Below are 24440 nucleotides of genomic sequence, written 5' to 3'. Positions count from 1 at the left end.
GGGCAGGCTTGGCCCTATGCACTTCGTAGGGCTCGATCTCGCCTGGGGCGAGAAGAACCAGACCGGAATCGCGGCGATCGACACCGACGGCCGACTGCTCCACGTGGGCGCTGCCCAGGACGACACCGAGATCCTCGCGACGGTAGCCCCGTTCACGCGGGGTGACTGCCTCGTCGCGTTCGATGCGCCGCTGATCGTCAACAACGCGACGGGGCACAGGCCCGCGGAGACGGCGTTCAACAGGGACTTCCAGAAATTCGATGCGGGCGCGCGGCCGGCGTTCGCGGAGAAGCCCGAGTTGAGGGACCCGCGCGCCGCCCGCCTGGCCGCCGCCCTGGACCTGGAGCTTGACCCCACCTCGACGGCGGCCCGGCGCGCGATCGAGGTCTACCCGCACCCCGCGACCATCGTGCTGTTCGGGCTGGACAAGACGCTCAAATACAAACGTGGTCCGTTCGGCGATCGCCAACGCGACCTGCTGAAGTTGATGACGCTGATCGAAGGCCTCGACGACGCCACACCGCGGCTGCGGGCCAACCGCAGCGTGGGCTGGGTGGAGCTGCGCAGGCGCGTCGAGGCGGCCACCCGGCCGGTGCAGCTCGACCGCGACGAGGATCCCGTCGACGCGGTGCTGTGCGCCTACATCGCGTTGTTCTCCTACCAGCGGCCCGACGACACCACGATCTACGGCGACGTCGACACCGGCTACATCGTCACGCCGAGCCTGCCACCCGACCGCACGGCGGCACCGCGCCGACGCGTGGTGCCCCCGCCCAATGACGAACTGCACGAACGGCTTTCACATCTGGAGGAACTGCTGGCGCAGGCGCAGTACGAGGCCAAGACGATCCGCGAACGCCTCTACCGTCTATAGCTAGTCCGGCGTCTCCGCGAGCTTCGTCGGGTCGGTGATGCCCGCGTCGCGGATGCCGAGCCGACGATTGATCGCCATCGTGATCAGGAACAGCACGATGCCGACGACGATCAGCACCCCGGCCAACAGGTACTGCTGACCCGGCCGGCCGGACAGCGGCGTCACCAGATACAGCGACACGAAAAACCCGATGATCGGCAGGGCCGTCGGCGTCGTGAAGTTCCCGCCTGCCGCCTTGACGTCGCGCCGCAGCACCAGCACCGCAACATTGACCACCGCGAACACCGCGAGCAACAACAGTGACGTGGTGCCGCCGAGGATGGAAATCGCGTCGCTGCTGGCGAACACGCTGACATAGAGGATCAGCCCGAACGCGATCGCCGTGGTGAACGCGATGGCCACCCACGGCGTCAGACGACGCGGGTGCACGCGCCCGAACACGGGCGGCAGCACATGCTGACGCGACATGCCGTAGATCAACCGGCTGGCCATCAGCATGTTGATCAGCGCGGTGTTGGATACCGCGAACATCGAGATGAACGGGAAGATCTCCTCGATCGGCAACCCGGGCGCGCCCGCCTTGACCACCTCGACCAGCGGGGTCTCGCTCTCTGCGAGGGTGCCCACCGGAACCAGTGCGACAGCGACGATCGCCACCAGCATGTAGACGAACCCGGCGATCGTCAGGCCGGACAACAGGACCTTCGGGAACGTCCTGACCGGATCCTTGGTCTCCTCGGCCATATTGACGGAGTCTTCGAAACCGACCATCGCGAAGAACGCCAGGGACGTGGCAGCCGTCACCGCCATGAAGGCGTTCTTGTCGGATTCGGTGTCGAATGCCACCACCCGGCTGAAGTCGACGTCACCGCCCCGGGTGAACGCCCACAACCCGACGAACAGCACCAGCATCAAGCCGGTGGCTTCGATGATCGTCAGGACCACGTTGAGCTTGACGCTTTCGCCGACACCCCGCAGGTTGACCGCGGCGAGTAACGCCATGAACAACAACGCGATGGCGGCGACTCCGGTTTTGCCCCAGTCCAACCCGAATCCCTCGACAAAGTTCGCGCCGAAGAAGCGCGACGCCGTCGATGCCGACGTGATCCCGGAGCACATCACCACGAACGCGACGAGGAAGGTTACGAACTGAATGCCAAAAGCCTTGTGCGCGTAGAGCGCAGCACCGGCGGCCTGCGGGTATTTGGTGACCAGCTCCAGATAACTGAATGCGGTGACGGTGGCGATCAAGAATGCCACGAGGAACGGAACCCATGCCGCCCCACCGACTTCGGCGGCGACATCGCCGGTAAGCGCGTAGACACCGGTGCCGAGGATATCGCCGACGACGAACAACAGCAGCAGTCCCGGACCCATGACCCGCCGGAGTTCCGGCTGAGATTCGACGGTGTCCCCCTGCGCCATGTCCCCTCCCGGCCCTCCGTCGGCTGCGACAACTCCATCATCGAGCAGTGCTACGAGTCTCGCACCCGGATTGGCGCAAAGACACGGCCGACGCGCGGCCCCTCAGCCCGAGGCGGCTGTGAGCACCGGCGTGGGAATCGGCGTCAACAGGGGCGCCAGCACGTCGATGACGTCGATCAACGTCGCGCGTGCGGCGCTTCGGGGACCGTCGCCGTCGTCGATGAGGGCGGCCACCACCGCGCCGTCGACCGCGCACACCAACGCGGGCACGAGTTCGGCGCGCACCGAACGGCCGCAGCGTTCGACGACCTTGACGACGGCGTCGGTTCGTTGCTGCAGGATTCGCCGCTGCACCTCGCGCAGTGCCGGTTGCCGTGCGCAGGCGATGTAGCGCTCGTAGCGCGATATCAGTTGTTCGCTGACTTGGGTGTCCGGGTCGTCGCCGACGAGCAGATCGACAAGCACGTCGACGGTGGCCTCGGCACCCCTGCGCCTTCGCGAAAGGCTCGCGACGCGCTCGCGCAACTGTTGCGCTTCGAGCGCACCGACGTGTTCAACGGCCTTCACGATCAGGTCGTCGAGCGAAGAGAAGTAATACGTCGTCGCCGCCAACGGAAGGCCGGCCCGTCGTGCCACGGCGCGATGGCGCACGGCGTCGAAGCCGCCTTCGCACAGCAACTCGGCAGCCGCGCTCACCAGCGCGTACTGCCTACGTACTCCCTTCGGAGTCACAGCTGCCGTCACGCATAGCACTCTGCCAGCCGCGCGACGTTGACATGTGTCTTTCGGACAAAGCTAAGCCATTACTCAGGAAGTTGGTGACGCCAACCGATTTGGATGCAATGCTCAACCGCGGTCGATCTGGGTTTGCGAGCCGATGGCATGATGGCGCGCATGCGTGAGCTGTCCCGCCGAGCGATGTTGCGCTTCGGTGCCAGTGCGGCCGCGGGTGCCGTCGGTGCGTTCGCACTGGGCACTCTGCGCGACACGGGCCCGTCGGTCGCGGATCCGCCGGTCGAAATGACCGGCGCAGGAACCCCGCTGGCACCACTGGCACCACCTGCTCCACTGGAGCCTGCCCCGACCGCGGCACCGACGTATGTCAACGGCTCGTTCACCTCGGCCGCTCGCGGTGGCAGAGAAACCAATTGGGCAATCGCACGGCCACCGGGACAGACTGAAGCGCTGCGGCCGGTCATCGCGCTACACGGCAAGGGCGCCGACGCGGCCCAGGTGATGGCGGGCGGCGTCGAGCAAGGCCTGGCGCAGGCGGTCGATGCGGGGTTGCCGCCGTTCGCGGTGGTCGCCGTCGACGGCGGCGGAGGATACTGGCACAAGCGCGCTTCCGGCGAGGACTCCGGCGCGATGGTGCTCGACGAACTCATCCCGATGCTCGACTCGCAAGGCCTCGACACTTCGCGGGTGGCGTTTCTCGGCTGGTCGATGGGCGGCTACGGCGCTTTGCTGCTCGGCGCTCGCCTCGGCCCGGCGCGCACCGCCGCAATCTGCGCAGTCAGCCCGGCGTTGTGGACGTCACCAGGCGCCGCGGCACCCGGCGCGTTCGACAGCGCCGAGGATTATGAAGCCAACAGCGTGTGGGGTTTGCCCACACTCGGCGAGATACCGATCCGGATCGACTGCGGCAACAGCGATCCTTTCTATTCCGCCACCAAGCAATTCATCGCGCAGCTGCCGAATCCGCCCGCGGGCGGTTTCTCCCCCGGCGGACACGACGGCGGCTTCTGGAGCTCGCAACTGCCCGCCGAACTGGAGTGGATCGCGCCGCTGTTGACGGCCTAGCCGGTCGGCAGGCTGATCCGGCCCTCGGCAGCCGCCAGCGCGATGTCGCTGCGAAAGTGGCTGCCGGGCAACTTGATAGCGCTGATGCGGCGGTAGGCGTCCTCACGCGCGGCCGCCAGGTCTGGCCCGGTACCCACCACTGACAGCACCCGCCCGCCGGAGGAGACGACGGCTCCGTCGTCTCGGCGCGCGGTGCCCGCGTGCAACACACCCTCGGTGTCCGCGCCGGCGATCACGTCGCCGACGCGTGGCCTGCCGGGGTAGTTCTCGGCGGCCAGCACCACCGTTACCGCTGCGCCGTCGCGCCAGCGCAGCGGCGGATGCTCGGCGAGGTGCCCGGTGGCGGCGGCATACAGCAGTTGACCGAGCGGTGAATCCAGCAGCGCCAGCACCGACTGCGTCTCGGGATCACCGAAGCGGCAATTGAATTCGACTACCGCCGGTCCTTGTGAGGTGATGGCCAGCCCGGCGTAGAGCAGACCGGAGAACGGGCTGCCACGTTTAACCAGTTCCGCGGCAACGGGTTTGACGATCTCGCCGACGATCTGGCGCACGACGTCGTCCGGCAGCCACGGCAGCGGCGCGTAGGCGCCCATGCCGCCGGTGTTGGGCCCGGTGTCGCCGTCGCCGACCCTTTTGAAGTCCTGGGCGGCCAGCAGCGGCACCACCGTCTCGCCGTCGACCACGCAGAACAGCGATACCTCGGGCCCGTCGAGGAACGACTCCAGCAGCACCGGATGGCCGGCGTCGAGCAGGCTTGCCGCGTGTGCCCGCGCCGCGTCCCGGTCGGCCGTCACGACGACGCCCTTCCCGGCGGCCAGGCCGTCGTCCTTGACCACCCACGCCGCATTGCCCGCGTCGGGTCCGAACCGGTCCAGCGCGGCGTCGAGGCGCCCCGGGTTGTCGATGATCTCACTCGTGGCGGTCCGCACGCCCGCCGCCGCCATCACGTCCTTGGCAAACGATTTGGAGCCCTCGACGCGCGCGGCTTCCTTCGTCGGCCCGAAGCAGGCGATGCCGACGGCCCGCACGGCGTCGGCGACGCCGACGACCAGCGGGACTTCGGGGCCGATCACCACCAGGTCGGCCTCAATCTTTCGGGCCAGCGCGGCGACGGCGTCGCCCGAGGTGATGTCGACGTCGTACTGGTCGGCGATCGCGGCGGTACCGGCGTTGCCCGGCGCGATCGCCAGCTCCTTCACCTCGGGGTCGTTGCGCAGCGCCAGCAGCAGGGCATGTTCACGGGCTCCAGCTCCGATCACGAGAACGCGCACGGTTGCCAACCCTAGTGCCTGCGACTGCGAAACCTTAAGGCCATACACTTGACAGCAGAGTGTATGGTCAATGCATGGCGACGACGCAGACCGGAATGCAGGCCTGTCCCTTCGGCCAAGGATTTGACTTCACCGACCCCGACGTTCTGCTCGAGGGCATCCCCGTGCGGGAGTTCGCGCTGCTGCGCAAGACGGCGCCGGTCTGGTGGAACGAGCAGCCGGAGTCGATCTTCGGTGACGGTGGGTACTGGGTGGTCAGCCGCCACGAGGACATCAAGGCGATCTCCCGCGACGGTGACCTGTGGTCGACCAACCGCAAGGGCGTCGTGATGCGGATGCCCGAGGGCACCACGCCCGATCAGCTGGAGCTGACCAAGGCGCTGCTGATCAACCACGACGCGCCGGAGCACACCCGGCTGCGCAAGTTGGTGTCGCGGCTGTTCACCCCGCGGGCCGTCGCCACGCTCGAGGAGAAGCTCGCCACCGCTGCCCGCGAGATCGTCGCCGCCGCAAAGGAAAAGGAGAGCGGCAACTTCGTCGACGACATCGCGATGCGACTGCCGCTGTTGGCGATCGCCGACCTCATCGGGGTTCCTGAGGCCGATCGGGAGAAGCTGTTCCACTGGACGAACTCGATCATGAACACCGATGACCCCGACTACGCGACCGACTACACCGCGGCCAACGCCGAGCTGATGGGCTACGCCTATTCGATGGCCGAGGAACGTCGCCGCTGCCCGGCCGACGACATCGTCACCCGGTTGATCGAGGCCGACATCGACGGAGAGTCGCTCGACGACGTCGAGTTCGCGTTCTTCGTCATCCTGCTCGCGGTCGCGGGCAACGAGACCACCCGTAACGCGATGACCCACGGCATGAACGCGTTCTTCGACAATCCCGACCAGTGGGAGTTGTTCAAGCGCGAGCGCCCTGAAACCACCGCCGACGAGATCGTGCGCTGGGCCACGCCGGTGCACTGCTTCCAGCGCACCGCGCTGGCCGACACCGAGTTGGGCGGGGTCACCGTCCGCGAGGGCCAGCGCGTAGGCCTGTTCTACAGCTCGGCCAACTACGACGAAGCGGTGTTCGACGAGCCGTTCCGGTTCAACATCCTCCGCGATCCCAATCCGCACCTGGGCTTCGGCGGCAACGGCGCGCACTACTGCATCGGCGCCAACCTGGCCCGCATGGAAATCAAGCTGATCTTCAACGAGATCGCCGACCAGATCCCGAACATCGCCAAACTCGGTGAGCCTCAGCGGCTTCGCTCGGGCTGGATCAACGGTGTCAAGGAGCTCGCCGTCTCCTACCGGGGCTAGCAGTAGTATTCCGGCGTGCGTACCCACGGCTGGTCGGGCGCAGCGCCTGCCAGCGACGAAGAAGCCATCGCGCGGATACTCGACGCGGCGGGCAAGACGATCGACGCCCGCGGCGCCGACTTCTCCATCGCCGACGTCGCCCGAACCCTCGGCGTGACCCGCCAGACGGTCTACCGGTACTTCCCCAGCACCGACGCCCTCCTGGTGGCCGCCGCCGTGCACAGCGTCAGCGGCTTCCTGGACCGATTGGCCGCCCACCTGCAGGGCATCACCGACCCGGCAGAGGCAGTCGCCGAAGGTGTCGCGACCGCGCTCGAATGGCTGCCGAAGGACAAACGTCTCGGCCTGTTGATCGAGCCCGGTCGGCCCAACCCGCATACCGAGTCGGTGACCGGTGACGTCGCACTCGATTTCGCGCACTCAATGGTGCGCCGGTTCGACGTCGACTGGGCCGCATTCGGTTACAGCGACGCCGATCTCGACGAACTCGCCGAGCACCTGCTGCGCGTCATCCAGTCGTTCGTCATCGATCCCGGGCGTCCGCCGCGCCGCGGCGAGGAACTGCGGGCCTATCTGCGAAGGTGGGTGGGGGCGGCGATACGCCCAATCAAACAACCGTCGGCCGAGCCGACAATAAACAACCGTCGGCCGAGCCGACAATCAAACAACCGTCAGCGGTAGCGACTTCCTCGGCTCGAACACAAACGTCGAGCCACCGCTGACGCGCACCACGGAGACCTCGGAGAGTTCCTTTGCTGCCGTGTCGTTTTCGACGATGCGGGCCGTCCAGTCGGTGTCGGTGCCGGTGATCTCCACATCGAAGTGCGGGTCGATCGCCGCGACGGCGGCCTGCAGCGGCCGCTTCTCGCGGGGGCCCACCAACGACACCCACGCACCGTCCTCGTGCGCGGGCGACTTGTGCACATGCACTGTGTCGGGCCCGAATTCGGCCGACACGTACGTCTGCGGGTTGAACATCGGGTGCAGCTGCAACATGCGGACGGCACCCTCGATGCCGCCGGGCAGCTTGAGCGCGCGGTGGATCCGCTCAGCAGCGATGCCTGCGACACCGGTGAGCTGCTTGGTGCAGATCTCGGTGGCCAGTTCGGTGTTGGTGCCCGCGCGCTTGCCGACGGCGATGACGAAGGACAGGTTCAGCAGGTGCATCTGCAGGCACACCTCGTCGGCGATGCGCACCAACGCCGAGCGCGAGAACGCGGCGAAGTCGAGGTCCGACATCAGCTCGCCGGAGTAGTCGCACCCCCCTTCGTCGTCGGGGTCGATCGGATCGAGTTCGGTTCGGGCGGCGCGGGTTCGGCGCACGACGTCGAGCACCGGATGGTCGTCGACCTCCTGGTGCGATTCGTCGATCACCACGGTCCACGCGCAGTGCGGGTGCCGGTCGGCGGGTGTGCGCGGCGGGCGGTGGATCGGCCGGATCTGCGCCTTGCGGTTGGTGGCCACCGCGGTGGCGTCGAAGGTGGGATCCTCGATGTCGTGGCACATTCCGCGGACGTACTCCTCGCCCATCGGTTCGACGTCGAGCAGGGCGCCGCAGTGGTCGAGGTGAAACTCGCCGTGCCAGCGGTCGTGCACCGTATAGCGGAAATCCATGAACTGCGGGGGCGCTCCGATGTCGAGCTGGAGGCCCTTGAAGATGGTGATGACGTCGTCGCCCTCGTAGCGCAATGCCTTCTGCATCCGCTTGGTGTAGATCGGGCTGGCGCCCATCCACTCCTCGATCGCGATCTGCAGCATCTCGGCGCGGCCGAAATTGCTGATGCACCAAGCCATGCCGGATCGGTCGATCAACTGACCGATCAACAGCAGCTCGGGCACCAACGCCGCCAGCTGCTCCCGCGTCAGCGAGGCGTACCTACTTGTCATGTTCCTCGTGCACCGTCCCACCGGAGTGCATCTTCACCGCGGCGTTGACGTTGGCTCGCCGTTCTGCGGCCGTGTCCTTGCCTGCGCCCTTCCTGCGGTTCTTGATCACCTTGCTGACCGCACCGTCCAGCTTCGATCCGAGCGGGAACCCGAGGTAGTGGGTCAAAAACACCGCCATCTCCTTGAGTTCGTCCTCGGTCAGCTCGCCGTTGGCCAGCGCCGCGTTGGCCTGGATCTCGGCGAGTTCGGAGCTCCCCACCGCGGTCACCGCGGTGAGCGTCATGATCCGCTTGTCGCGCATCGACAGGCCGGGGCGGGTCCAGATCGTCCCGAAGAGGTGGTCGACGGTGAGGTCGAAGTACGGATCGCCCTCGATGTTCGGCATCTCCCAGCCGTAGACTTCGTTCATCTTCTCGAGGCCCTTACGGCGCAACTCGTCCATCTGACTCACTCCTCCGTGTGCGGTACGCCAAGGCCGGCGGCCAGGTTCTTCAACGCGACCTCGGCCAGCGGTAGCTCGACGCCGGTCCTCTTGCCGAGCGAAAGTGCCAGGTTCAAATCCTTCTCCCCGAGCCCGCGGGTATGCACGAACGGGTCGTGCAGAAAGTGGTCGGGCGGCAGCGGTTTTGTGTCGTCGCGGTACATGATTGCGCCGGGTCCCCCGCTCTGCGCGTCGCTGTGCCGCACCACTTGGCCGAGCTTCTGCAGGTCGATGCCGGCCGCTTCGGCCAGCACCTGCGCCTCGCAGGCGGCGGCGAACCCGATGAACGTCAGCATGTTGCGGGCCAGCTTCATCCGGGTACCCGCGCCGGGCCCGCCCGCCCGCACCACCAGCGACGCCCACTGTTTGAAGACGGGTTTGACCGCGGCGTAGGCCTCGTCGTCGGCACCGACCATCACGGCCAGCTCACCCTTGTCGGCCGCCCCGGCGCCGCCGCTGACAGGGGCGTCGACGATGTGAATGCCCTTGGGGCGCAGCTGATCCGCCAACTCAGGCGCAGTGTCGGGCTCGATCGTCGAGTGGATCGCGATCACAGTGCCCGGCTTGGCGTGCTCGGCGAGCCGGCCGATCACCTCGCGCACTTGTTCGTCGTTGAGCACGGTGACGCTGATGACATCGGCCGCGGCGACCCCGGCGACGTCGTCTGCTGCGGTGGCGCCCAGTTCGACCAGCGGCGCCATCGCTTCGGCGCGCACGTCGAACACGATCAACCCGCCGGGCCAGGAGACCAGCCGCTTGGCCATCGGCGCCCCCTGATTACCGAGCCCGATGTATCCCAGCTTGACGTGATCGCTCATCGGATGATCTGGCCGCCGTCGACATTGAAGATCTGGCCGGTGATCCACTTGGCCTGATCCGACAGCAGGAACAAACACATGCCGACCACATCCTCGGGTTCACCCATGCGCGACAACGGAATCCGCTTGACGATGTCGTCCACCATCTCCTTCGGCGTCGTCGAGCGGTTCGCCTCGGTGTCGATAGGGCCGGGCGCGATCGCGTTGACGCGGATGTTCTGGCCGCCGAGTTCGGTGGCCAACTGCTGGGTGAGGCTGTTGACGCCTGCCTTGGCCAGCCCGTAGAAGTTTGAGTACAGCCACGCCGCCGTGGAGGACTGGTTGACGATCGCGCCGCCGCCGCGCTTGGCCATCTTCTTGTACACCGCCCGCGTGCACACCAGCGCGCCGTCGAGGTTCACGCTCATGAACTTCTTGTAGTAGTCCCAGTCGACGGTGATGAGGAAGTCCAGCTTCATGCCGCCGAAGATGGCGGCGTTGTTGACCAGGTAGTCGATGCCGCCGAACTCCGAGAGCGTTTGCGCGGCCATCTCTTTGGCCGACTCCGGGTCGGACACGTCAACCCGCACCGCCAGCGCGTTGCCGCCCTCGCCCTTGATGCCGTCGGCGACCTTCTGCGCGCCCTCGGTGTTGATGTCGGCGACGACGACGGCCGCTCCCTCGCGGGCGAGCGCCTCGGCGTAGGCCTGGCCGATGCCGCCGCCTGCACCGGTGACGATGGCCACCTTGTCCTTGAACTGATCCCCGTACAAGCCCACTCGTGCTCCTTAGTTGACCGCCGTGGCAATGGCTTTGATCTCGAGGTACTCCTCGAAACCGGCCAGCCCCATCTCCCGGCCGATACCGGACTGCTTGTAACCGCCGAACGGCATGTCGGCCGAATACCACACGCCGCCATTGACGTTGACGGTGCCGACGCGCAACCGCGCGGCCGCTCGCGCGGCCCGATCGGGGTCGGCGCTGAACACCGTGCCCGAAAGTCCGTAGGGTGAATCGTTGGCGATGCGGATGGCATCGTCGTCGCCGTCGTGTGCGATGACCGTCAGCACCGGCCCGAAGATCTCCTCGCGGGCCACCTTGGCGCTGTTGTCGAGGCCGGCGATCACCGTCGGTTCGATGAAGAATCCGGTGTCGCGATCGGCGGGACGCCCTCCACCGCAAGCGAATTTGCCGCCGTCGGCGGCGGCGGAATCCAGATAGCCCTGCACGCGGTCGCGCTGACGGGCCGAAATCAGCGGGCCGCAGACGGTGCCGGGGTCCGTCGGGTCGCCCGGTTTGAGCGAACCCATGGTGACGGCCGCCGCCTCGACGGCCTCGTCGTAGCGGGCGCGGGGCACCACCAAGCGGGTGGTGATCGCGCAGCCCTGCCCCGCGTGCATCGACGCGGTGAACGCCGACACCGAGCAGGCACCGGCCAGGTCGGCGTCGTCGAGGACCAGGAATGCCGACTTACCGCCGAGTTCGAGGAACACCTTCTTCAGCGTTGTCGACCCGTCGGCCATCACGGCGCGGCCGGTCGCGGTGGATCCGGTGAACGAAATCATGTCCACGCGTGGGTCTTTCGACAGCAGCGCGCCGACATTGTGGTCGCTCGAGGTGACGATGTTGACCACGCCCGGCGGGATGTCGGTCTCCTCGGCGATGAGTTGTCCGACGGCAGCGGCGCACCACGGGGTGTCGGGCGCGGGTTTGAGGACGACTGTGTTGCCGGCCGCCAGCGCGGGCCCGAGCTTGGCGAGGTTGATCTGGTGCGGGAAGTTCCACGGCGTGATCGCGGCGACGACGCCGATGGCCTCCCTGGCGATGGTCCGATGCGTCTTGATGCCCATCGGCATTGCGACGCCGGCGTCGGTGCGCCACTGATAGGACTCCGCGGTGTCGGCGCAGAAGCTCAGGTCGGCGATCGGGCCCTCCAACTGCGCGGCCGACGTCAGCATCACCGGCGCGCCGACTTCGGCGACGGTGATCTCGCGCAGTTCCTCGACGTGCCGCGACAACACGTCCCGCAGCTGCCGGATGCACCGCACCCGGAACTCGGTGTTGGTCGACCAGTCGGTCTCGTCGAATGCGCGCCTGGCCGCCTCGATCGCCCGGCCCATGTCGTCGGCATCGGCGTCGGCCGCCGTGCCGAGCACCTCCTCGGTGGCGGGGTTGATCGTCGGAAACGTCCCAGCGCCGCCGGCCACGAGTTTCCCGTCGATGAGCAATTGACTCTGGCGATCCGCCAGCAGACCCATACCGTCTCCCGATTGATTCTGGACAACTGTCCGACGATGTCGTTCCGACGATAGTCGCAGTCCAGCGAGAGAAGCAAGGAAGCCTGCAGACCTTGCTTGTGGCCGCCGCTGTCCGATAACTTGGACATGTGTCCAGCGATGCCGTGGCCACGGTTTCCGGCCCCAGCGGCGAACCACCCCGCAACCGTCGGCAGGAGGAGACCTTCCGCAAGGTCCTCGCCGCCGGCGTGGAAATGCTGCGCGAGTCGTCGTACGCCGACCTGACCGTGCGTGCCGTCGCGGCCCGCGCGAAGGTGGCTCCGGCGACCGCCTATACCTATTTCTCGTCGAAGAACCATCTGATCGCCGAGGTCTACCTCGACCTGATGCGCCAGGTGCCCTACTACACCGACGTGAACGACCCTACGTCCACCCGCGTCGTGAAGGCGCTGCGGGCGATGACGCTGGTGGTCGCCGACGAACCCGAAGTCGCCGCCGCGTGCACGACGGCTTTGCTCAGCAGCAACGACCCCGCGGTGCACGCCGTCCGCAACCGCATCGGCGCCGAGATCCACCGCCGCATCCGCTCGGCGATGGGCCCGGATGCCGACCCACGCAGGGTGTCGGCGCTGGAGATGATGTACTTCGGCGCGCTGGTGCATGCGGGCAGCGGCTATGTCAGCTACCGCGAAATCGCCGACCGCCTCACGTATGTGGTCGGTCTGGTCCTCGGAGAGGCGCAATGACAGACCCGGTGACGTTGCGGACCAGCGACGTGGTCCTCGACCCGTATGACTATGACTTCCACGAGGATCCGTACCCGTACTACAAGCGGCTGCGCGACGAGGCGCCGCTGTACCACAATGAACAACTCGGCTTCTGGGCGCTGTCGCGGCACCAGGACGTACGCGAGGGCTTCCGCAACAGCACGTCATTGTCGAACCGTGACGGCGTTTCGCTCGACCCGGTGTCGCGCGGCCCGCACGCCAGTAAGACCATGTCGTTCCTCGCCATGGACGACCCGGCGCACCTTCGGCTGCGCACGTTGGTGTCGAAGGGGTTCACGCCGCGCCGGATCCGCGAGCTGGAACCGCGGGTGACCGAGCTGGCCATCAAGCATCTCGACGCGATGCTGGAGAAGGCCGGTGGCGAAACCGTCGACTACGTAGCCGATTTCGCGGGTAAGCTGCCGATGGACGTCATCTCCGAGCTGATGGGCGTGCCGGAACCCGACCGCGACCAGATCCGTGCCATGGCCGACGGCGTGATGCACCGCGAGGACGGCGTCACCGACGTGCCCCAGTCCGCGATCGAGGCGTCGCTCAACCTGATCATCTACTACCAGCAGATGGTGGCCGAGCGGCGCAAGAAGCCCACCGAGGACCTCACCTCGGCCCTGCTGGAAGCCGAGATCGACGGCGACCGGCTCACCGACGACGAAGTGCTCGGCTTCATGTTCCTGATGGTGATCGCCGGCAACGAGACCACCACGAAATTGCTTGCCAATGCCGCCTTTTGGGGTTACAAGAACCCCGATCAGCTGGCCGGGGTCTACCAGGACCTGTCGAAGGTGCCGCTGTGGGTCGAGGAGACCCTGCGCTACGACACCTCCAGCCAGATCCTGGCGCGCACGGTGGCCGGGGAGCTGACGCTGTATGACACCACCGTTCCCGAGGGCGACGTGTTGCTGCTGCTGCCGGGTTCGGCCCACCGCGACGAGCGGGTGTTCGACGAGCCCGACCGCTACCTCATCGGCCGCGACATCGGCTCCAATCTCTTGAGTTTCGGCAGCGGCGCGCACTTCTGCCTCGGCGCCCATCTGGCGCGGATGGAGGCGCGGGTGGCGCTGGCCGAACTCTTCAAGCGAATCCGCGGGTATGAGGTCGACGAGGCCAATTCCGTCCGCGTCCACTCCAGCAATGTCCGCGGGTTCGCCCACCTACCGATGACCCTGGAGGTCGCGTAAATGCCGCGCTTCGATCCCCTTCCCGAACGCAGACCCGTCATCGTCGCGGGCGCATCCTCGGGAATCGGAGAGGCCACCGCCATCGAGCTCGCCGCGCGGGGGTTCCCGGTCGCGCTCGGCGCGCGCCGCGTCGAGCGACTCGAGGAGATCGTCGGCAAGATCCAGGCCGACGGTGGCGAGGCGGTCGGCTTCTACCTCGATGTCACCGACCCCGACTCGGTGACATCGTTTGTCACGCACTCGGTTCAAGCGCTCGGCGAGATCGAGGTGCTGGTGGCCGGGGCGGGCGACACGTATTTCGGCAAGCTCGACGAGATCACCTCCGAGGAGTTCAACTCGCAGTTGCAGATCCATCTGGTCGGCGCCAACAGGCTGGCGACCGCCGTGCTGCCGGGCATGCTGGAACGCCAGCGCGGCGACCTCATCTTCGTCGGCTCCGACGTGGCGCTGCGGCAGCGTCCGCACATGGGCGCCTACGGCGCGGCCAAGGCCGGCCTGGTCGCGATGGTCACCAACCTGCAGATGGAGCTCGAAGGCACCGGCGTGCGCGCATCGATCGTGCATCCCGGCCCGACGAAGACCGGCATGGGGTGGAGCCTGCCCGCGGAGAAAATCGGTCCGGCACTGCAGGATTGGGCGAAATGGGGGCAAGCCCGCCACGACTACTTCCTGCGGGCATCGGATCTCGCGCGCGCGATCGCGTTCGTCGCGGAGACGCCGCGCGGCGGCTTCATCGCCAACATGGAGCTCCAACCGGAGGCGCCGCTGACGTCGGCGCCCAAGGAACGCCGACAGCTGAAGCTGAACGAGGAGAACTTGCAGCAATGACCACAGCCATCGTTCCGCGCGTATCGGGTGGCGAAGAGGAGCACGGTCACCTCGAGGAGTTCCGCACCGACCCCATCGGGTTGATGCAACGCGTCCGCGACGAGTGCGGCGACGTCGGCTGGTTCCAGCTGGTCGACAAGCACGTCATCCTGCTGTCGGGTGCGAAAGCCAACGAGTTCTTCTTCCGTTCCGCCGACGAGGATCTCGACCAGGCCGAGGCCTACCCGTTCATGACGCCGATCTTCGGCAAGGGCGTGGTGTTCGACGCCAGCCCTGAGCGGCGCAAGGAGATGCTGCACAACTCCGCACTGCGCGGCGAGCACATGAAGGGCCATGCCAACACCATCGAGGGCGAAGTCCGCAAGATGATCGCCGACTGGGGCGACGAGGGCGAGATCGACCTGCTCGACTTCTTCGCCGAGCTGACCATATACACCTCCACGGCCTGCCTGATCGGGCTGAAGTTTCGCAACCAGCTCGACCACCGGTTCGCCGAGTACTACCACGACCTCGAGCGCGGCACGGATCCGCTGTGTTACGTAGACCCGTATCTGCCGATCGAGAGTTTCCGCAGGCGCGATGAGGCACGCGTGAAACTCGTTGCGCTGGTCCAGGAGATCATGAATCAGCGGCTGGCCAACCCGCCGAAGGACAAGGCCGATCGCGACATGCTCGACGTGCTCGTCTCGATTCCCGACGAGGACGGCAACCCGCGGTTTTCGGCCGACGAGATCACCGGCATGTTCATCTCGCTGATGTTCGCCGGACACCACACCAGTTCGGGCACATCGGCGTGGACGCTGATCGAGCTGATTCGGCACCCGAAGATCTATGCCGAGGTGCAGGCCGAACTCGACGAGCTCTACGCCGACGGTCAGGAGGTCAGCTTCCACGCGCTGCGCCAGATCCCGAAGCTGGACAACGTGGTGAAGGAGACGCTGCGGCTGCATCCCCCGCTGATCATCCTGATGCGGGTGGCGCAAGGGGAATTCGAGGTGGCCGGCTTCCCGATCCACAAGGGCGACTACGTCGCCGCATCCCCCGCGATCTCGAATCGGATCCCGGAGGACTTCCCCGACCCCGACGCCTTCAGGCCGGATCGCTACAACAAGCCCGAGCAGGCCGACATCGTGAACCGGTGGACGTGGATCCCGTTCGGCGCGGGTCGGCACCGCTGCGTCGGCGCCGCCTTCGCGCAGATGCAGATCAAGGCCATCTTCTCGGTTCTGTTGCGGGAGTACGAGTTCGAGATGGCGCAGCCGCCCGAAACCTACCGCAACGACCACTCCAAGATGGTGGTTCAGCTGCAACGGCCGGCCAAGGCCCGTTACCGCAAACGCAAGTAGGAGCCGCGATCGTGAGTATCCGGATCGAAGTCGACATGGACCTGTGCCAGGGCCACGCCATGTGCGAGCTGGAGGCGCCGAACTACTTCAAAGTGCCCAAGCGCGGCCAGGTGGAGATCCTCAAAAACGTTGCGCCGGAAGAGGACAGGTCCGAAGTCGAACAAGCCGTGTGGGCCTGCCCCACTCAAGCACTGTCCATCAAAGAAGAGGACTAGAAAGGGGCACGCCGATGCCGTCACTATCCCGCGAGGATCTCGACCGATGGGTCGAGCAATGGCTGGAGGCCAACCGCGTCTGCGAGCAGAAGGGTGACTGGAAGCCGTTGGCGGACTTCTACACCGAGGACGCCACCTACGGCTGGAACATCGGCCCCAAGGAAGACGTCATGTGCATCGGGCGCGACGAGATCCGCGACGTCGCACTGGGTCTGGAGATGGAAGGCCTAGAGAACTGGAACTACGAGTACCAGAAGGTGCTCGTCGACGACAGGCAGGGCGAGATCGTCGGCTTCTGGAAGCAGATCGTCAACAAGAGCGACGGCAGCCGCGACGAGATCTACGGCATCGGGGGCAGCTGGTTTCGGCTCGATCAGAATCTGAAGATCGAGTGGCAGCGGGACTTCTTCGACTTCGGGCACGTCTCGCACATGTTCGGCAAGCTCATCGAGTCCGGCGACCTGAGCCCCGGCATGCAGAAGCGCATCGAGCGCTCCCTGGCCGGCGAGAAGCTGCCCGGCTACTACCCGCTGGGCCAGGCGCCGGTCCCCCTCTGGTAGACCCGGCCAAGCAGTTGATTGGGGGTGGCTGTGACCCACCTAACTAATGCCTCTAGTCTGTGGTCACCGAGTTCTAACGGAAGGCACGTTGAATGAAGACAAAAGGCGCCCTTATCTGGGAGTTCAACCAGCCGTGGTCGGTCGAGGAAATCGAGATCGGCGACCCCGTCAAGGATGAAGTCAAGATCCAGATGGAAGCGTCGGGAATGTGCCACTCCGACCACCACCTGGTGACCGGCGGCATCCCGATGGGCGGCTTCCCTGTGCTCGGCGGGCACGAGGGTGCGGGCGTGGTCACCGAGGTCGGGCCCGGCGTGGAGGACCTCGCCCCCGGCGATCACGTGGTGCTGTCCTTCATCCCGTCCTGCGGCCGCTGCCCGTCCTGTCAGGCGGGTATGCGCAACCTGTGCGACCTCGGCGCCGGCCTGCTCAACGGCGCGGCCGTGTCCGATGGCACCTTCCGGATCAAGGCGAAGGGCCAGAACGTCTTCCCGATGACGCTGTTGGGCACCTTCTCGCCGTACATGGTGGTGCACAAGAGTTCGGTGGTGAAGATCGACCCGTCCATCCCGTTCGAGGTGGCCTGCCTGGTCGGCTGCGGCGTCACCACCGGTTACGGCTCGGCCACCCGCACCGCTGACATCCGCCCCGGACAGGACGTCGCGATCGTCGGCGTCGGCGGTGTCGGCATGTCGGCGCTGCAGGGCGCGGTCAACGCGGGCGCGCGCTACGTCTTCGTGATCGAACCGGTCGAGTGGAAGCGCGATCAGGCGTTGAAGTTCGGCGCCACCCACGTCTACCCGGACATCGAGACGGCGATGGCAGGCATCGCCGAGGTGACGATGGGCCTGATGGCGCACAAGGTGATCATCACCGTCGGCGAGCTGCACGGCAGCGACATCGACAACTACATGAACATCACCGCCAAGGGCGGCACCTGCGTTGCCACCGCGATCGGCAGCCTGCTCGACACCCAGGTCACCTTGAACCTCGCGATGCTGACGCTGATGCAGAAGAACCTGCAGGGCACCATCTTCGGCGGCGGCAACCCGCACTACGACATCCCGCAGCTGCTGTCGATGTACAAGGCGGGCAAGCTCAACCTCGACGACATGGTCACCCGCCAGTACAAGCTGGAGCAGATCAACGAGGGCTACCAGGACATGCTGGAGGGCAGGAACATTCGCGGTGTGATCCGCTACACCGACGACGACCGGTAGCCCCGGCTACCGCAGGCCTCCTCGCGTGCGCGGTCAGTTCGCCAACCTGTTGGCGCCGGGCCGGATCGGCGCGATGTCGTTGCGCAATCGTCTCGTCATGTCGCCGATGGAGACGATGTACGCGTCGCCTCGATCGGCCCGTCGGTGATGGGTTCGTGTCTCACCGGCCGGCCGTCAGCCGAGGCCGGCTACATGTTCCTCGGCTCTGTCCTTGCCCCGCAACGTAACCGCCGCATCGACGAGTACCGCGGCGGCACCGTGCGCGGCCGGATCCGGGTGGTACTGGAGGCGATGGCGGCGATCCGCACCGAGATCGGCGACGCGCTGCCCATCACCTTGCGGATCTTCGGCTACGAGCGCATTGCGGGCGGTCGGCCGATGTACAACACAGAACTGTACGAGAAGCTCGTCGCCGCAATGCCGAACGCCGACGTGGTCGCAGCGGGTGACTGCACTGGCGCGGGCCTCATTCGCAACGCGACCGAAGACGGGGCACGCGTCGCGTGCACCATTTGACCCGAGAGGAAGAGAATCCATGTCGCAGGAAACCGTCGAGCAGACCCCGGCGCTGGCCGCATCGCAGGCGTCGTGGCGCTGCGTTCACGCCAAGGACAAGGAGGGCTGGCTGGCCCTGATGGCCGACGACGTCGTCATCGAAGATCCCATCGGCCCGGCCTACACCAATCCCGACGGTACCGGCGTGCGCGGCAAGGACGCGGTATCGAGCTTCTGGGACAACAGCATTGGGCTGGCCACCATCAAGATCACATGCGAGGAGACGTTCCCGTCGAGTTCCCCCGACGAGATCGCGCACATCTTGAACCTGCGCTTCACGTTCGACAACGGCTCGGCGAGCGCCGTGCGCGGGATCTTCACCTACAAGGTCAACGACGCAGGCCTTCTGACCAACCTGCGCGGGTACTGGAACATGGACATGATGAAGCCCGTCACGGAGGGCGTCAGCGATTAGCGCATACCTGTCCGGCCGCGGTGCAGTCGTCGTCGGCGGCTCACGCGGAATCGGGCTCGCGGTCGCTGAACTGCTCGCCCAGCACGGCGCAGGCGTCATCGTCAACGGGCGCGACGCCGACGCGGCGACCGAAGCGGCACGCCGCATCCCCGGCGCGGTCGCTTACGCGGGCTCACCGGCCGACCCTGCGGTCGCCGATGCGCTGATCGCCAGCTGCATAAGCGAATTCGGCCGCATCGACATCCTGGTGAACTGCGCGGGCACCGCGGGCCTGGCCGGTGAGTCGATCCTTTCGGTCACCAGCGCCCAGTTTCGTGAGCTGGTCGACGCCCATCTGCTCACGACGTTCGAGACGTGTCGGGCTGCCGCGCCGAGGATGGTGCAGCAGGGCGGCGGCGCGATCATCAACACCAGCTCGTTCGCCTTCCTCGGCGACTACGGTGGCACCGGCTATCCGGCGGGCAAGGGCGGCGTCAACGGACTGACGCTGGCCATCGCCGCGGAGTGCAAAGAGCACGGCGTGCGCGCGAATGTGGTCTGCCCTGGCGCCAAGACGCGGCTGTCGTCGGGCACCGGGTACGAGTCGCACATCACCGAGTTGAACCGCAGGGGCCTGCTCGACGACGCCAGTACGCAAGCCGCGCTCGATGCGCCGCCGCCGGAGTACGCAGCGCCGATCTACGGCTTTCTCGCCAGCGACCTCGCCAAGGATGTCACCGGCCGGATCTTCATCGCGGCGGGCGGATTCGTCGGCGAGTTCAAGCGCCCAAATCCGGTGGTCATCGGCTATCGCGATCATCGCGATGCCGCGCCGTGGTCGATGGATGAACTGCACGCGCTGATCGCAGGATAAGAGCTGGTCAAAGCGGTGTCGGAGGGTTGTCCGACCCTCGGATTACTATCGAACACATGTTCGAATCCGATGCCGCGGCCCGGTCGCTTCTGGACCGCATCCGCACGTCCGTGCGGGCTGAGAACCGTGCGGCGGCCGAGGGGCTGGTGTCGATAGACAACCTGTACCGGCTGCGGCTGCGGGAGAACGGGGAGCTCGCCGACTGGGCGCTGGACACCCTGGAGCAGGTGGCCGCGGAAATCGCTGCCGCACTGCGGATCAGCCAGGGTCTGGCGGCCAATCGGCTGGGTGACGCAATTGCCATGCGTAAGCGACTGCCTGAGGTGGGCAAGGCCTTCCTGGCCGGCGAGATCGACTACTTGATGTTCCAGACGATCGTCACCCGCACCGATCTGATCACCGATGAAGACCGGCTCGCAGCAGCCGACGCCGAGCTGTCCGGTGCCGTGGCCAAGTGGCCCTCGCTGGACAGACATCAGCTGCTGAAGCGCATCGATCGCATCGTCGAACGCCACGACCGCGACGCGGTGCGTCGGCGGAAGAAGAAGCGTGCCGACCGGTGGATCGAAATCTCGGACTGTGGCGACTACATCATCGAGATACGGGGACTCCTGCGCGTTCTGGACGGCCGCGCGTTCAACGCTCGGCTCGATGCGCTGGCGGCCACCGTCTGCCCACACGATCCCCGCACCGTCGCGCAACGACGCGCCGACGCGGTCGGCGCGATGGCAGCCGGCGCGGATCGCCTTGCCTGCGAATGTGACAGGCCGGATTGCACAGCGGGCGACAAACCGGCCAGCGCGGTCGTCCTCCATGTCGTCGCGAACCAGGGCACCGTCGAAGGGACAAGCGACGAACCCGGCTGCACGATCGATCCCGATGAGCTCTTTCCGGCCGATCTCATCACCGAACTGGCCAAGTCGGCGAAACTCGTCCCCGTCGTGCACCCCGGCGATGCCCAGGCCGAATGCGGGTATGCCCCCTCGCGAAAGTTGGCCGACTTCGTCCGCGCCCGCGATCTGACGTGTCGCTATCCCGGCTGCAACGCGCCGGCCATCCATTGCGAGCTGGACCATACGATCCCCCACCGCGATGGCGGCCCGACGCACGCCTCGAATTTGAAATGCCTTTGCGTCAAACATCATCAGCTCAAGACCTTCGGCAATTGGCGCGACAGACAACTGCCCGACGGGACAGTGGAGTGGACGTCACCGTCCGGTGAAAAATCCATCACCACTCCGGGGAGCTCGTGGTGGTTCCCCTCCCTCTGCGCGCCCACCGGCACGCTCAGCACGCCCGCGTCAGCGCTGGTGCGTTCCCCCGCCCGCGCGGCGATGATGCCGAAGCGGCGTCGCACCAGGGCTCAGAACCGGGCGATGCGCATCGCGGCGGAACGCCGGCTCAACCGCCAGGACCGCGAAGTCGAACTCGGTCAGCAGCGTTGGGAACGCGCGCTGGCGATGGCGTCGATCAAAAACGAGCCGCCGCCGTTCTAGCGGCGCTGCTCGTCGATCTCACACGACACCCTTCACCCCGCTGGCAGATGGCATCGAGCAGGTGGAATGCTCATGCCCATGGCTACCGTCTTCACCAAGATCATCAATGGCGAACTGCCCGGCCGCTTCGTCTACGAGGACGACGAGATTGTGGCGTTCTTGACGATCGAGCCGATGACGCAGGGGCACACGCTCGTCGTACCGCGCGAGGAGATCGACAAGTGGCAGGACGTCGACCCGGACGTGTTCGCACGGATCATGCGAGTGTCACAGCTGATCGGCAAGGCGGTCTGCAAGGCATTCAACGCCGAACGGGCGGGCGTGATCATCGCGGGCTTGGAGGTGCCGCATCTGCACGTACACGTCTTCCCGGCCTACAACCTGACCGACTTCGGGTTCGCCAACGTCGACCGCAATCCGTCGCCGGAGTCGCTTGACGAGGCGCAGGCCAAGATCAAGGCGGCGCTGGCCGAACTGACCTAACGCTGCACTGACCTAACGCTGCGTGGAGCCGTCACCCCCGCTGACGGCATGCGCGGGGTCGCTGGCATGCGTAGTTTCCGCCTCGCTCGTAGGTGCTCCGTCTAGCGTGGGTGCTCCGTCGAGCGTAGATGCCTCGTCGCCGACGGGCGGTGAGCCGTCGCCGTCCGCGGAATCGTGATCGGCCTGCGGCGCGGCCTCGGCGATACGCGGCAGCTTGACCGTGAACCGTGATCCATTGCCAGGTGCGGTGGTGACGCTGACGGTGCCGCCGTGTGCGTAGACCAGCGAATCGACGATGGAGAGGCCCAAACCCGTTCCGCCGCTTGCGCGGTCGCGGGAGGAGTCGGTGCGGTAGAACCGCTCGAAGACGCGGTGGGCGTCCTCGGCGCTCATGCCGGGGCCTTCGTCGGCCACCTCGAGCACGGCATTGTCGTCATCGGTGCCCACGCGCACGGTGATGCGCGCGGTTTCGGGCGTGTGCTGCAGCGCGTTGGCGACCAGGTTGCCCAGAACCTGGCGCAGCCGGGCCTCGTCGCCGAGCACCTCAGGGGTGCCTGGGCCGTCGATGACCTCGAGGGTGATGGTGCGCTTGGGCGCGATCGACTGCGCGTCGTGCACCGAGTCGGTGGCCAGCGTCAGCAGATCCACGCGATGGCGATCCAGTGGCCGCTGCGCGTCCAGGCGGGCCAGCAGCAGCAGGTCCTCCACCAGCAGACCCATTCGGCGCGACTCGCTTTCGATGCGCGACATCAGCATCTCGATATCGCGGGCCGCGCCTTGGCGATACAGCTCGGCGAAACCGCGGATGGTCGTCAGCGGGGTGCGCAGTTCGTGGCTGGCGTCGGTGATGAAGCGGCGCATCCGCTCTTCGGAGCGACGGGCTTGCTCGGCAGACGATTCCGACGACGCCACCGCCCGCTGTATCTGCGCGAGCATGCCATTCAGCGCCAGCGACAGCCTGCCCACTTCGGTGCGTGGATCACGTTGCGGCACACGGCGATCTAACTGCCCTGCGGCGATGTCGGCGGCGGTTCGCTCGACTTCGGTGAGCGGCCGCAGGCTGCGTTGCACCACCCAGAAGCCGGCTATGCCCAGCACCAGCAGCACCGCAGCGCCGATGCCGACCTGCGACCAGATCAGCGCGCGAACCGTGGACTGGACGTCGGACAGGTCGATGGCGACGGTGGTGAGCTCGTCATGCGGGCCGTGCACAGACATCGCTCGCCATTGCACGTGGGAGTTGTCGATCGAACCGACGGTGACGGGGTTGGGGCCGACGTCGTTGTTGGCGGGCAGCGCGGGTTCGGCGGCGCGGTCGTTGACGGCCATCCAGATGCGGCCGTCGGAGTCGATGCCTCGGACGTAGAAGTTCGACGGCGGGCGCGCCGGGTTGGGCTCCATCGGCGGGTTGGGCATCCGGCGCGGCGCTTGGGCCCAGCTGCGGGACGCATCGAGCAGTGTCTCGTCGACCCGATTGATCAGGCTGTGCCGCAGGATCGAGGTGACGGCGACGCCGGAGGCGAGCAGCCCGCACGCCACCAGCACCAGGGTGGCGGCTACCAGGCCGACTTTTAGCGGTACGCCCCGACCGCGCAGTCTGGACATTCCCCTATTGTTCGCTCCTTACCGAGGTTCGCGAAGCACGTAGCCGACACCGCGCAGCGTGTGCAGAAGGCGCTTCTCGCCGGTGTCGATCTTGCGTCGCAGGTAGGAGACGTAGGACTCGACGACGTTGACATCGCCGCCGAAGTCGTAGCGCCACACGTGGTCGAGGATCTTGGGCTTGGACAGCACCGTGCCCGCGTTGATGATGAAGTACCGCAGCAGGGTGAACTCCGTCGGCGACAGCGAGACCGGTTCGCCGGCCTTCCACACCTCGTGGGTGTCCTCGTCCAGCTCGATGTCGGCGAAGGTGAGGCGGGCGCTGCGCGGCTCCTCGACGCCCTTTCCGGAGCGACGCAGAATCACCCGGAGCCGAGCGACTACCTCTTCGAGGCTGAACGGCTTGGTCACGTAGTCGTCGCCGCCGAGCGTCAGACCAGCGATTTTGTCCTGGAGAGTGTCACGCGCGGTGAGGAACAGAGCGGGGGCGTCGATGCCGTCGGCGCGCAGCCGGCGCAGCACGCCGAAGCCGTCCATGCCGGGCATCATGACGTCGAGGATCACCGCGTCGGGTCGGACCTCGCGGGCCTTGTCCAGGGCCGCGGGTCCGTTGGACGCGGTGTGTACTTCGAAGCCTTGGAACTTCAGGCTGACCGAGAGCAGTTCGACGATGTTGGTCTCATCGTCGACGACGAGGACTCGGGCTTCTGGAACGTTTTCTGGGAGTGCAGCCATGGCCATTGCCTCAATGTCTCCCAATTGCCTGTCAATGAAGCTGCACGGCAGCTGTCAAGTTCCTGTGAGTAC

General features: G+C 66.5%; 27 protein-coding genes. 17 read left to right on the top strand and 10 right to left on the bottom strand.

What is annotated here, in order from left to right; genetic code table 11:
- The first annotated feature begins 16 nt into the window (after positions 1 to 16).
- A complete protein-coding gene (locus tag CQY20_RS20185; protein ID WP_097941862.1) occupies positions 17 to 874 on the top strand; it encodes a DUF429 domain-containing protein in 858 nt (285 codons plus the stop codon).
- On the opposite strand, the gene CQY20_RS20180 is transcribed toward CQY20_RS20185, so the two are convergent.
- Together CQY20_RS20180 and CQY20_RS20175 are read right to left on the bottom strand one after the other, a co-directional pair.
- Complete coding sequence (locus CQY20_RS20180; RefSeq protein ID WP_097941861.1) at positions 875 to 2299, bottom strand: APC family permease; 1425 nt, start codon at positions 2297 to 2299, stop codon at positions 875 to 877.
- Between the two features lie 102 nt (positions 2300 to 2401).
- A complete protein-coding gene (locus tag CQY20_RS20175; protein ID WP_163701207.1) occupies positions 2402 to 3052 on the bottom strand; it encodes a TetR/AcrR family transcriptional regulator in 651 nt (216 codons plus the stop codon).
- Positions 3053 to 3181: 129 nt separating this feature from the next.
- Here CQY20_RS20175 and CQY20_RS20170 point away from each other — a divergent pair, with 129 nt between their 5' ends.
- Positions 3182 to 4099, top strand: coding sequence for an alpha/beta hydrolase (locus tag CQY20_RS20170; RefSeq protein WP_174814716.1), 918 nt, complete (start codon positions 3182 to 3184; stop codon positions 4097 to 4099).
- Here CQY20_RS20170 and purD read toward each other — a convergent pair.
- On the bottom strand, positions 4096 to 5373 hold the full coding sequence (gene purD / locus CQY20_RS20165) for a phosphoribosylamine--glycine ligase (protein ID WP_097941859.1): 1278 nt from the start codon (positions 5371 to 5373) through the stop codon (positions 4096 to 4098). The genes CQY20_RS20170 and purD overlap by 4 nt on opposite strands.
- A gap of 95 nt (positions 5374 to 5468) precedes the next feature.
- Here purD and CQY20_RS20160 point away from each other — a divergent pair, with 95 nt between their 5' ends.
- Positions 5469 to 6692 carry a cytochrome P450 gene (locus CQY20_RS20160; protein ID WP_163701440.1) on the top strand — a complete coding sequence of 408 codons (1224 nt, stop codon included), beginning with the start codon at positions 5469 to 5471 and terminating at the stop codon, positions 6690 to 6692.
- Positions 6693 to 6707: 15 nt separating this feature from the next.
- Positions 6708 to 7373 carry a TetR/AcrR family transcriptional regulator gene (locus tag CQY20_RS20155; protein ID WP_097941857.1) on the top strand — a complete coding sequence of 222 codons (666 nt, stop codon included), beginning with the start codon at positions 6708 to 6710 and terminating at the stop codon, positions 7371 to 7373.
- Here CQY20_RS20155 and CQY20_RS20150 read toward each other — a convergent pair.
- Genes CQY20_RS20150 through CQY20_RS20130 form a run of 5 tightly spaced genes read right to left on the bottom strand, consistent with a single transcriptional unit; the run spans position 7353 to position 12115 of the window.
- Positions 7353 to 8579: a hypothetical protein gene (locus CQY20_RS20150; RefSeq protein ID WP_097941856.1), complete on the bottom strand. Its 1227-nt coding sequence runs from the start codon at positions 8577 to 8579 to the stop codon at positions 7353 to 7355. The two genes, CQY20_RS20155 and CQY20_RS20150, sit on opposite strands and share 21 nt — an antisense overlap.
- Positions 8569 to 9021, bottom strand: a complete 453-nt coding sequence (locus tag CQY20_RS20145) for a carboxymuconolactone decarboxylase family protein (protein ID WP_097941855.1) — start codon at positions 9019 to 9021, stop codon at positions 8569 to 8571. The genes CQY20_RS20150 and CQY20_RS20145 overlap by 11 nt, the downstream gene beginning before the upstream one ends.
- A gap of 5 nt (positions 9022 to 9026) precedes the next feature.
- Positions 9027 to 9878: an NAD(P)-dependent oxidoreductase gene (locus CQY20_RS20140; protein ID WP_097941854.1), complete on the bottom strand. Its 852-nt coding sequence runs from the start codon at positions 9876 to 9878 to the stop codon at positions 9027 to 9029.
- Positions 9875 to 10636, bottom strand: a complete 762-nt coding sequence (locus CQY20_RS20135; protein WP_097941853.1) for an SDR family oxidoreductase — start codon at positions 10634 to 10636, stop codon at positions 9875 to 9877. Before CQY20_RS20135 ends, CQY20_RS20140 begins: the two co-directional genes overlap by 4 nt.
- A gap of 9 nt (positions 10637 to 10645) precedes the next feature.
- Positions 10646 to 12115 (bottom strand): aldehyde dehydrogenase, encoded by a 1470-nt coding sequence (locus CQY20_RS20130; protein ID WP_097941852.1) that lies wholly within the window; start codon positions 12113 to 12115, stop codon positions 10646 to 10648.
- Positions 12116 to 12243: 128 nt separating this feature from the next.
- On the opposite strand from CQY20_RS20130, the gene CQY20_RS20125 reads away from it, so the two are divergent.
- From CQY20_RS20125 to CQY20_RS20070, 13 genes are all read left to right on the top strand, one after another.
- Positions 12244 to 12840, top strand: a complete 597-nt coding sequence (locus tag CQY20_RS20125; RefSeq protein WP_097941851.1) for a TetR family transcriptional regulator — start codon at positions 12244 to 12246, stop codon at positions 12838 to 12840.
- Positions 12837 to 14060: a cytochrome P450 gene (locus CQY20_RS20120; protein ID WP_097941850.1), complete on the top strand. Its 1224-nt coding sequence runs from the start codon at positions 12837 to 12839 to the stop codon at positions 14058 to 14060. Before CQY20_RS20125 ends, CQY20_RS20120 begins: the two co-directional genes overlap by 4 nt.
- Positions 14061 to 14888, top strand: coding sequence for an SDR family oxidoreductase (locus CQY20_RS20115; RefSeq protein ID WP_097941849.1), 828 nt, complete (start codon positions 14061 to 14063; stop codon positions 14886 to 14888).
- Positions 14885 to 16234 (top strand): lanosterol 14-alpha demethylase, encoded by a 1350-nt coding sequence (locus tag CQY20_RS20110; protein WP_097941848.1) that lies wholly within the window; start codon positions 14885 to 14887, stop codon positions 16232 to 16234. Before CQY20_RS20115 ends, CQY20_RS20110 begins: the two co-directional genes overlap by 4 nt.
- 11 nt (positions 16235 to 16245) lie before the next feature.
- The gene (locus CQY20_RS20105; protein ID WP_097941847.1) at positions 16246 to 16449 is read left to right on the top strand and encodes a ferredoxin Fdx; all 204 of its coding nucleotides are present in this window, start codon (positions 16246 to 16248) and stop codon (positions 16447 to 16449) included.
- 14 nt (positions 16450 to 16463) lie between these two features.
- Entirely contained in the window at positions 16464 to 17009 is a 546-nt protein-coding gene (locus tag CQY20_RS20100; protein WP_097941846.1) for a nuclear transport factor 2 family protein, read from the top strand.
- Positions 17010 to 17101: 92 nt separating this feature from the next.
- Positions 17102 to 18229: an NDMA-dependent alcohol dehydrogenase gene (locus CQY20_RS20095; protein WP_097941845.1), complete on the top strand. Its 1128-nt coding sequence runs from the start codon at positions 17102 to 17104 to the stop codon at positions 18227 to 18229.
- Positions 18230 to 18254: 25 nt separating this feature from the next.
- The gene (locus CQY20_RS35965) at positions 18255 to 18377 is read left to right on the top strand and encodes a hypothetical protein (protein WP_272938824.1); all 123 of its coding nucleotides are present in this window, start codon (positions 18255 to 18257) and stop codon (positions 18375 to 18377) included.
- Entirely contained in the window at positions 18377 to 18745 is a 369-nt protein-coding gene (locus CQY20_RS20090) for a hypothetical protein (protein ID WP_234816329.1), read from the top strand. Before CQY20_RS35965 ends, CQY20_RS20090 begins: the two co-directional genes overlap by 1 nt.
- Positions 18746 to 18764: 19 nt before the next feature.
- Positions 18765 to 19199, top strand: a complete 435-nt coding sequence (locus CQY20_RS20085; protein ID WP_097941844.1) for a nuclear transport factor 2 family protein — start codon at positions 18765 to 18767, stop codon at positions 19197 to 19199.
- Positions 19195 to 20052 (top strand): SDR family NAD(P)-dependent oxidoreductase, encoded by an 858-nt coding sequence (locus CQY20_RS20080; RefSeq protein ID WP_097941843.1) that lies wholly within the window; start codon positions 19195 to 19197, stop codon positions 20050 to 20052. Before CQY20_RS20085 ends, CQY20_RS20080 begins: the two co-directional genes overlap by 5 nt.
- 56 nt (positions 20053 to 20108) lie before the next feature.
- The gene (locus CQY20_RS20075) at positions 20109 to 21548 is read left to right on the top strand and encodes an HNH endonuclease signature motif containing protein (RefSeq protein WP_097941842.1); all 1440 of its coding nucleotides are present in this window, start codon (positions 20109 to 20111) and stop codon (positions 21546 to 21548) included.
- 78 nt (positions 21549 to 21626) lie between these two features.
- Positions 21627 to 22031 carry an HIT family protein gene (locus tag CQY20_RS20070; protein WP_163701210.1) on the top strand — a complete coding sequence of 135 codons (405 nt, stop codon included), beginning with the start codon at positions 21627 to 21629 and terminating at the stop codon, positions 22029 to 22031.
- A gap of 12 nt (positions 22032 to 22043) precedes the next feature.
- Here CQY20_RS20070 and CQY20_RS20065 read toward each other — a convergent pair whose 3' ends face one another.
- Positions 22044 to 23636 carry a sensor histidine kinase gene (locus CQY20_RS20065; protein ID WP_097941840.1) on the bottom strand — a complete coding sequence of 531 codons (1593 nt, stop codon included), beginning with the start codon at positions 23634 to 23636 and terminating at the stop codon, positions 22044 to 22046.
- 18 nt (positions 23637 to 23654) lie between these two features.
- A complete protein-coding gene (locus tag CQY20_RS20060) occupies positions 23655 to 24374 on the bottom strand; it encodes a response regulator transcription factor (protein WP_097941839.1) in 720 nt (239 codons plus the stop codon).
- Positions 24375 to 24440: the final 66 nt, after the last annotated feature.

Origin of the sequence: Mycolicibacterium agri (assembly GCF_002553505.1) — a bacterium.
GTDB lineage: Bacteria > Actinomycetota > Actinomycetes > Mycobacteriales > Mycobacteriaceae > Mycobacterium > Mycobacterium agri.
This window is presented reverse-complemented; position numbering and strand designations above follow the sequence as displayed.

What these genes read in the sequence shown, in the direction of transcription:
- CQY20_RS20185 (WP_097941862.1), top strand. Translation starts at nt 17, where the DNA reads ATGCACTTCGTAGGGCTCGATCTCGCCTGGGGCGAGAAGAACCAGACC.
- CQY20_RS20180 (WP_097941861.1), bottom strand. Translation starts at nt 2,299, where the DNA reads ATGGCGCAGGGGGACACCGTCGAATCTCAGCCGGAACTCCGGCGGGTC.
- CQY20_RS20170 (WP_174814716.1), top strand. Translation starts at nt 3,182, where the DNA reads ATGATGGCGCGCATGCGTGAGCTGTCCCGCCGAGCGATGTTGCGCTTC.
- CQY20_RS20160 (WP_163701440.1), top strand. Translation starts at nt 5,469, where the DNA reads ATGCAGGCCTGTCCCTTCGGCCAAGGATTTGACTTCACCGACCCCGAC.
- CQY20_RS20150 (WP_097941856.1), bottom strand. Translation starts at nt 8,579, where the DNA reads ATGACAAGTAGGTACGCCTCGCTGACGCGGGAGCAGCTGGCGGCGTTG.
- CQY20_RS20145 (WP_097941855.1), bottom strand. Translation starts at nt 9,021, where the DNA reads ATGGACGAGTTGCGCCGTAAGGGCCTCGAGAAGATGAACGAAGTCTAC.
- CQY20_RS20140 (WP_097941854.1), bottom strand. Translation starts at nt 9,878, where the DNA reads ATGAGCGATCACGTCAAGCTGGGATACATCGGGCTCGGTAATCAGGGG.
- CQY20_RS20130 (WP_097941852.1), bottom strand. Translation starts at nt 12,115, where the DNA reads ATGGGTCTGCTGGCGGATCGCCAGAGTCAATTGCTCATCGACGGGAAA.
- CQY20_RS20120 (WP_097941850.1), top strand. Translation starts at nt 12,837, where the DNA reads ATGACAGACCCGGTGACGTTGCGGACCAGCGACGTGGTCCTCGACCCG.
- CQY20_RS20115 (WP_097941849.1), top strand. Translation starts at nt 14,061, where the DNA reads ATGCCGCGCTTCGATCCCCTTCCCGAACGCAGACCCGTCATCGTCGCG.
- CQY20_RS20110 (WP_097941848.1), top strand. Translation starts at nt 14,885, where the DNA reads ATGACCACAGCCATCGTTCCGCGCGTATCGGGTGGCGAAGAGGAGCAC.
- CQY20_RS20100 (WP_097941846.1), top strand. Translation starts at nt 16,464, where the DNA reads ATGCCGTCACTATCCCGCGAGGATCTCGACCGATGGGTCGAGCAATGG.
- CQY20_RS20095 (WP_097941845.1), top strand. Translation starts at nt 17,102, where the DNA reads ATGAAGACAAAAGGCGCCCTTATCTGGGAGTTCAACCAGCCGTGGTCG.
- CQY20_RS20090 (WP_234816329.1), top strand. Translation starts at nt 18,377, where the DNA reads ATGGGTTCGTGTCTCACCGGCCGGCCGTCAGCCGAGGCCGGCTACATG.
- CQY20_RS20085 (WP_097941844.1), top strand. Translation starts at nt 18,765, where the DNA reads ATGTCGCAGGAAACCGTCGAGCAGACCCCGGCGCTGGCCGCATCGCAG.
- CQY20_RS20075 (WP_097941842.1), top strand. Translation starts at nt 20,109, where the DNA reads ATGTTCGAATCCGATGCCGCGGCCCGGTCGCTTCTGGACCGCATCCGC.
- CQY20_RS20070 (WP_163701210.1), top strand. Translation starts at nt 21,627, where the DNA reads ATGGCTACCGTCTTCACCAAGATCATCAATGGCGAACTGCCCGGCCGC.
- CQY20_RS20065 (WP_097941840.1), bottom strand. Translation starts at nt 23,636, where the DNA reads ATGTCCAGACTGCGCGGTCGGGGCGTACCGCTAAAAGTCGGCCTGGTA.
- CQY20_RS20060 (WP_097941839.1), bottom strand. Translation starts at nt 24,374, where the DNA reads ATGGCCATGGCTGCACTCCCAGAAAACGTTCCAGAAGCCCGAGTCCTC.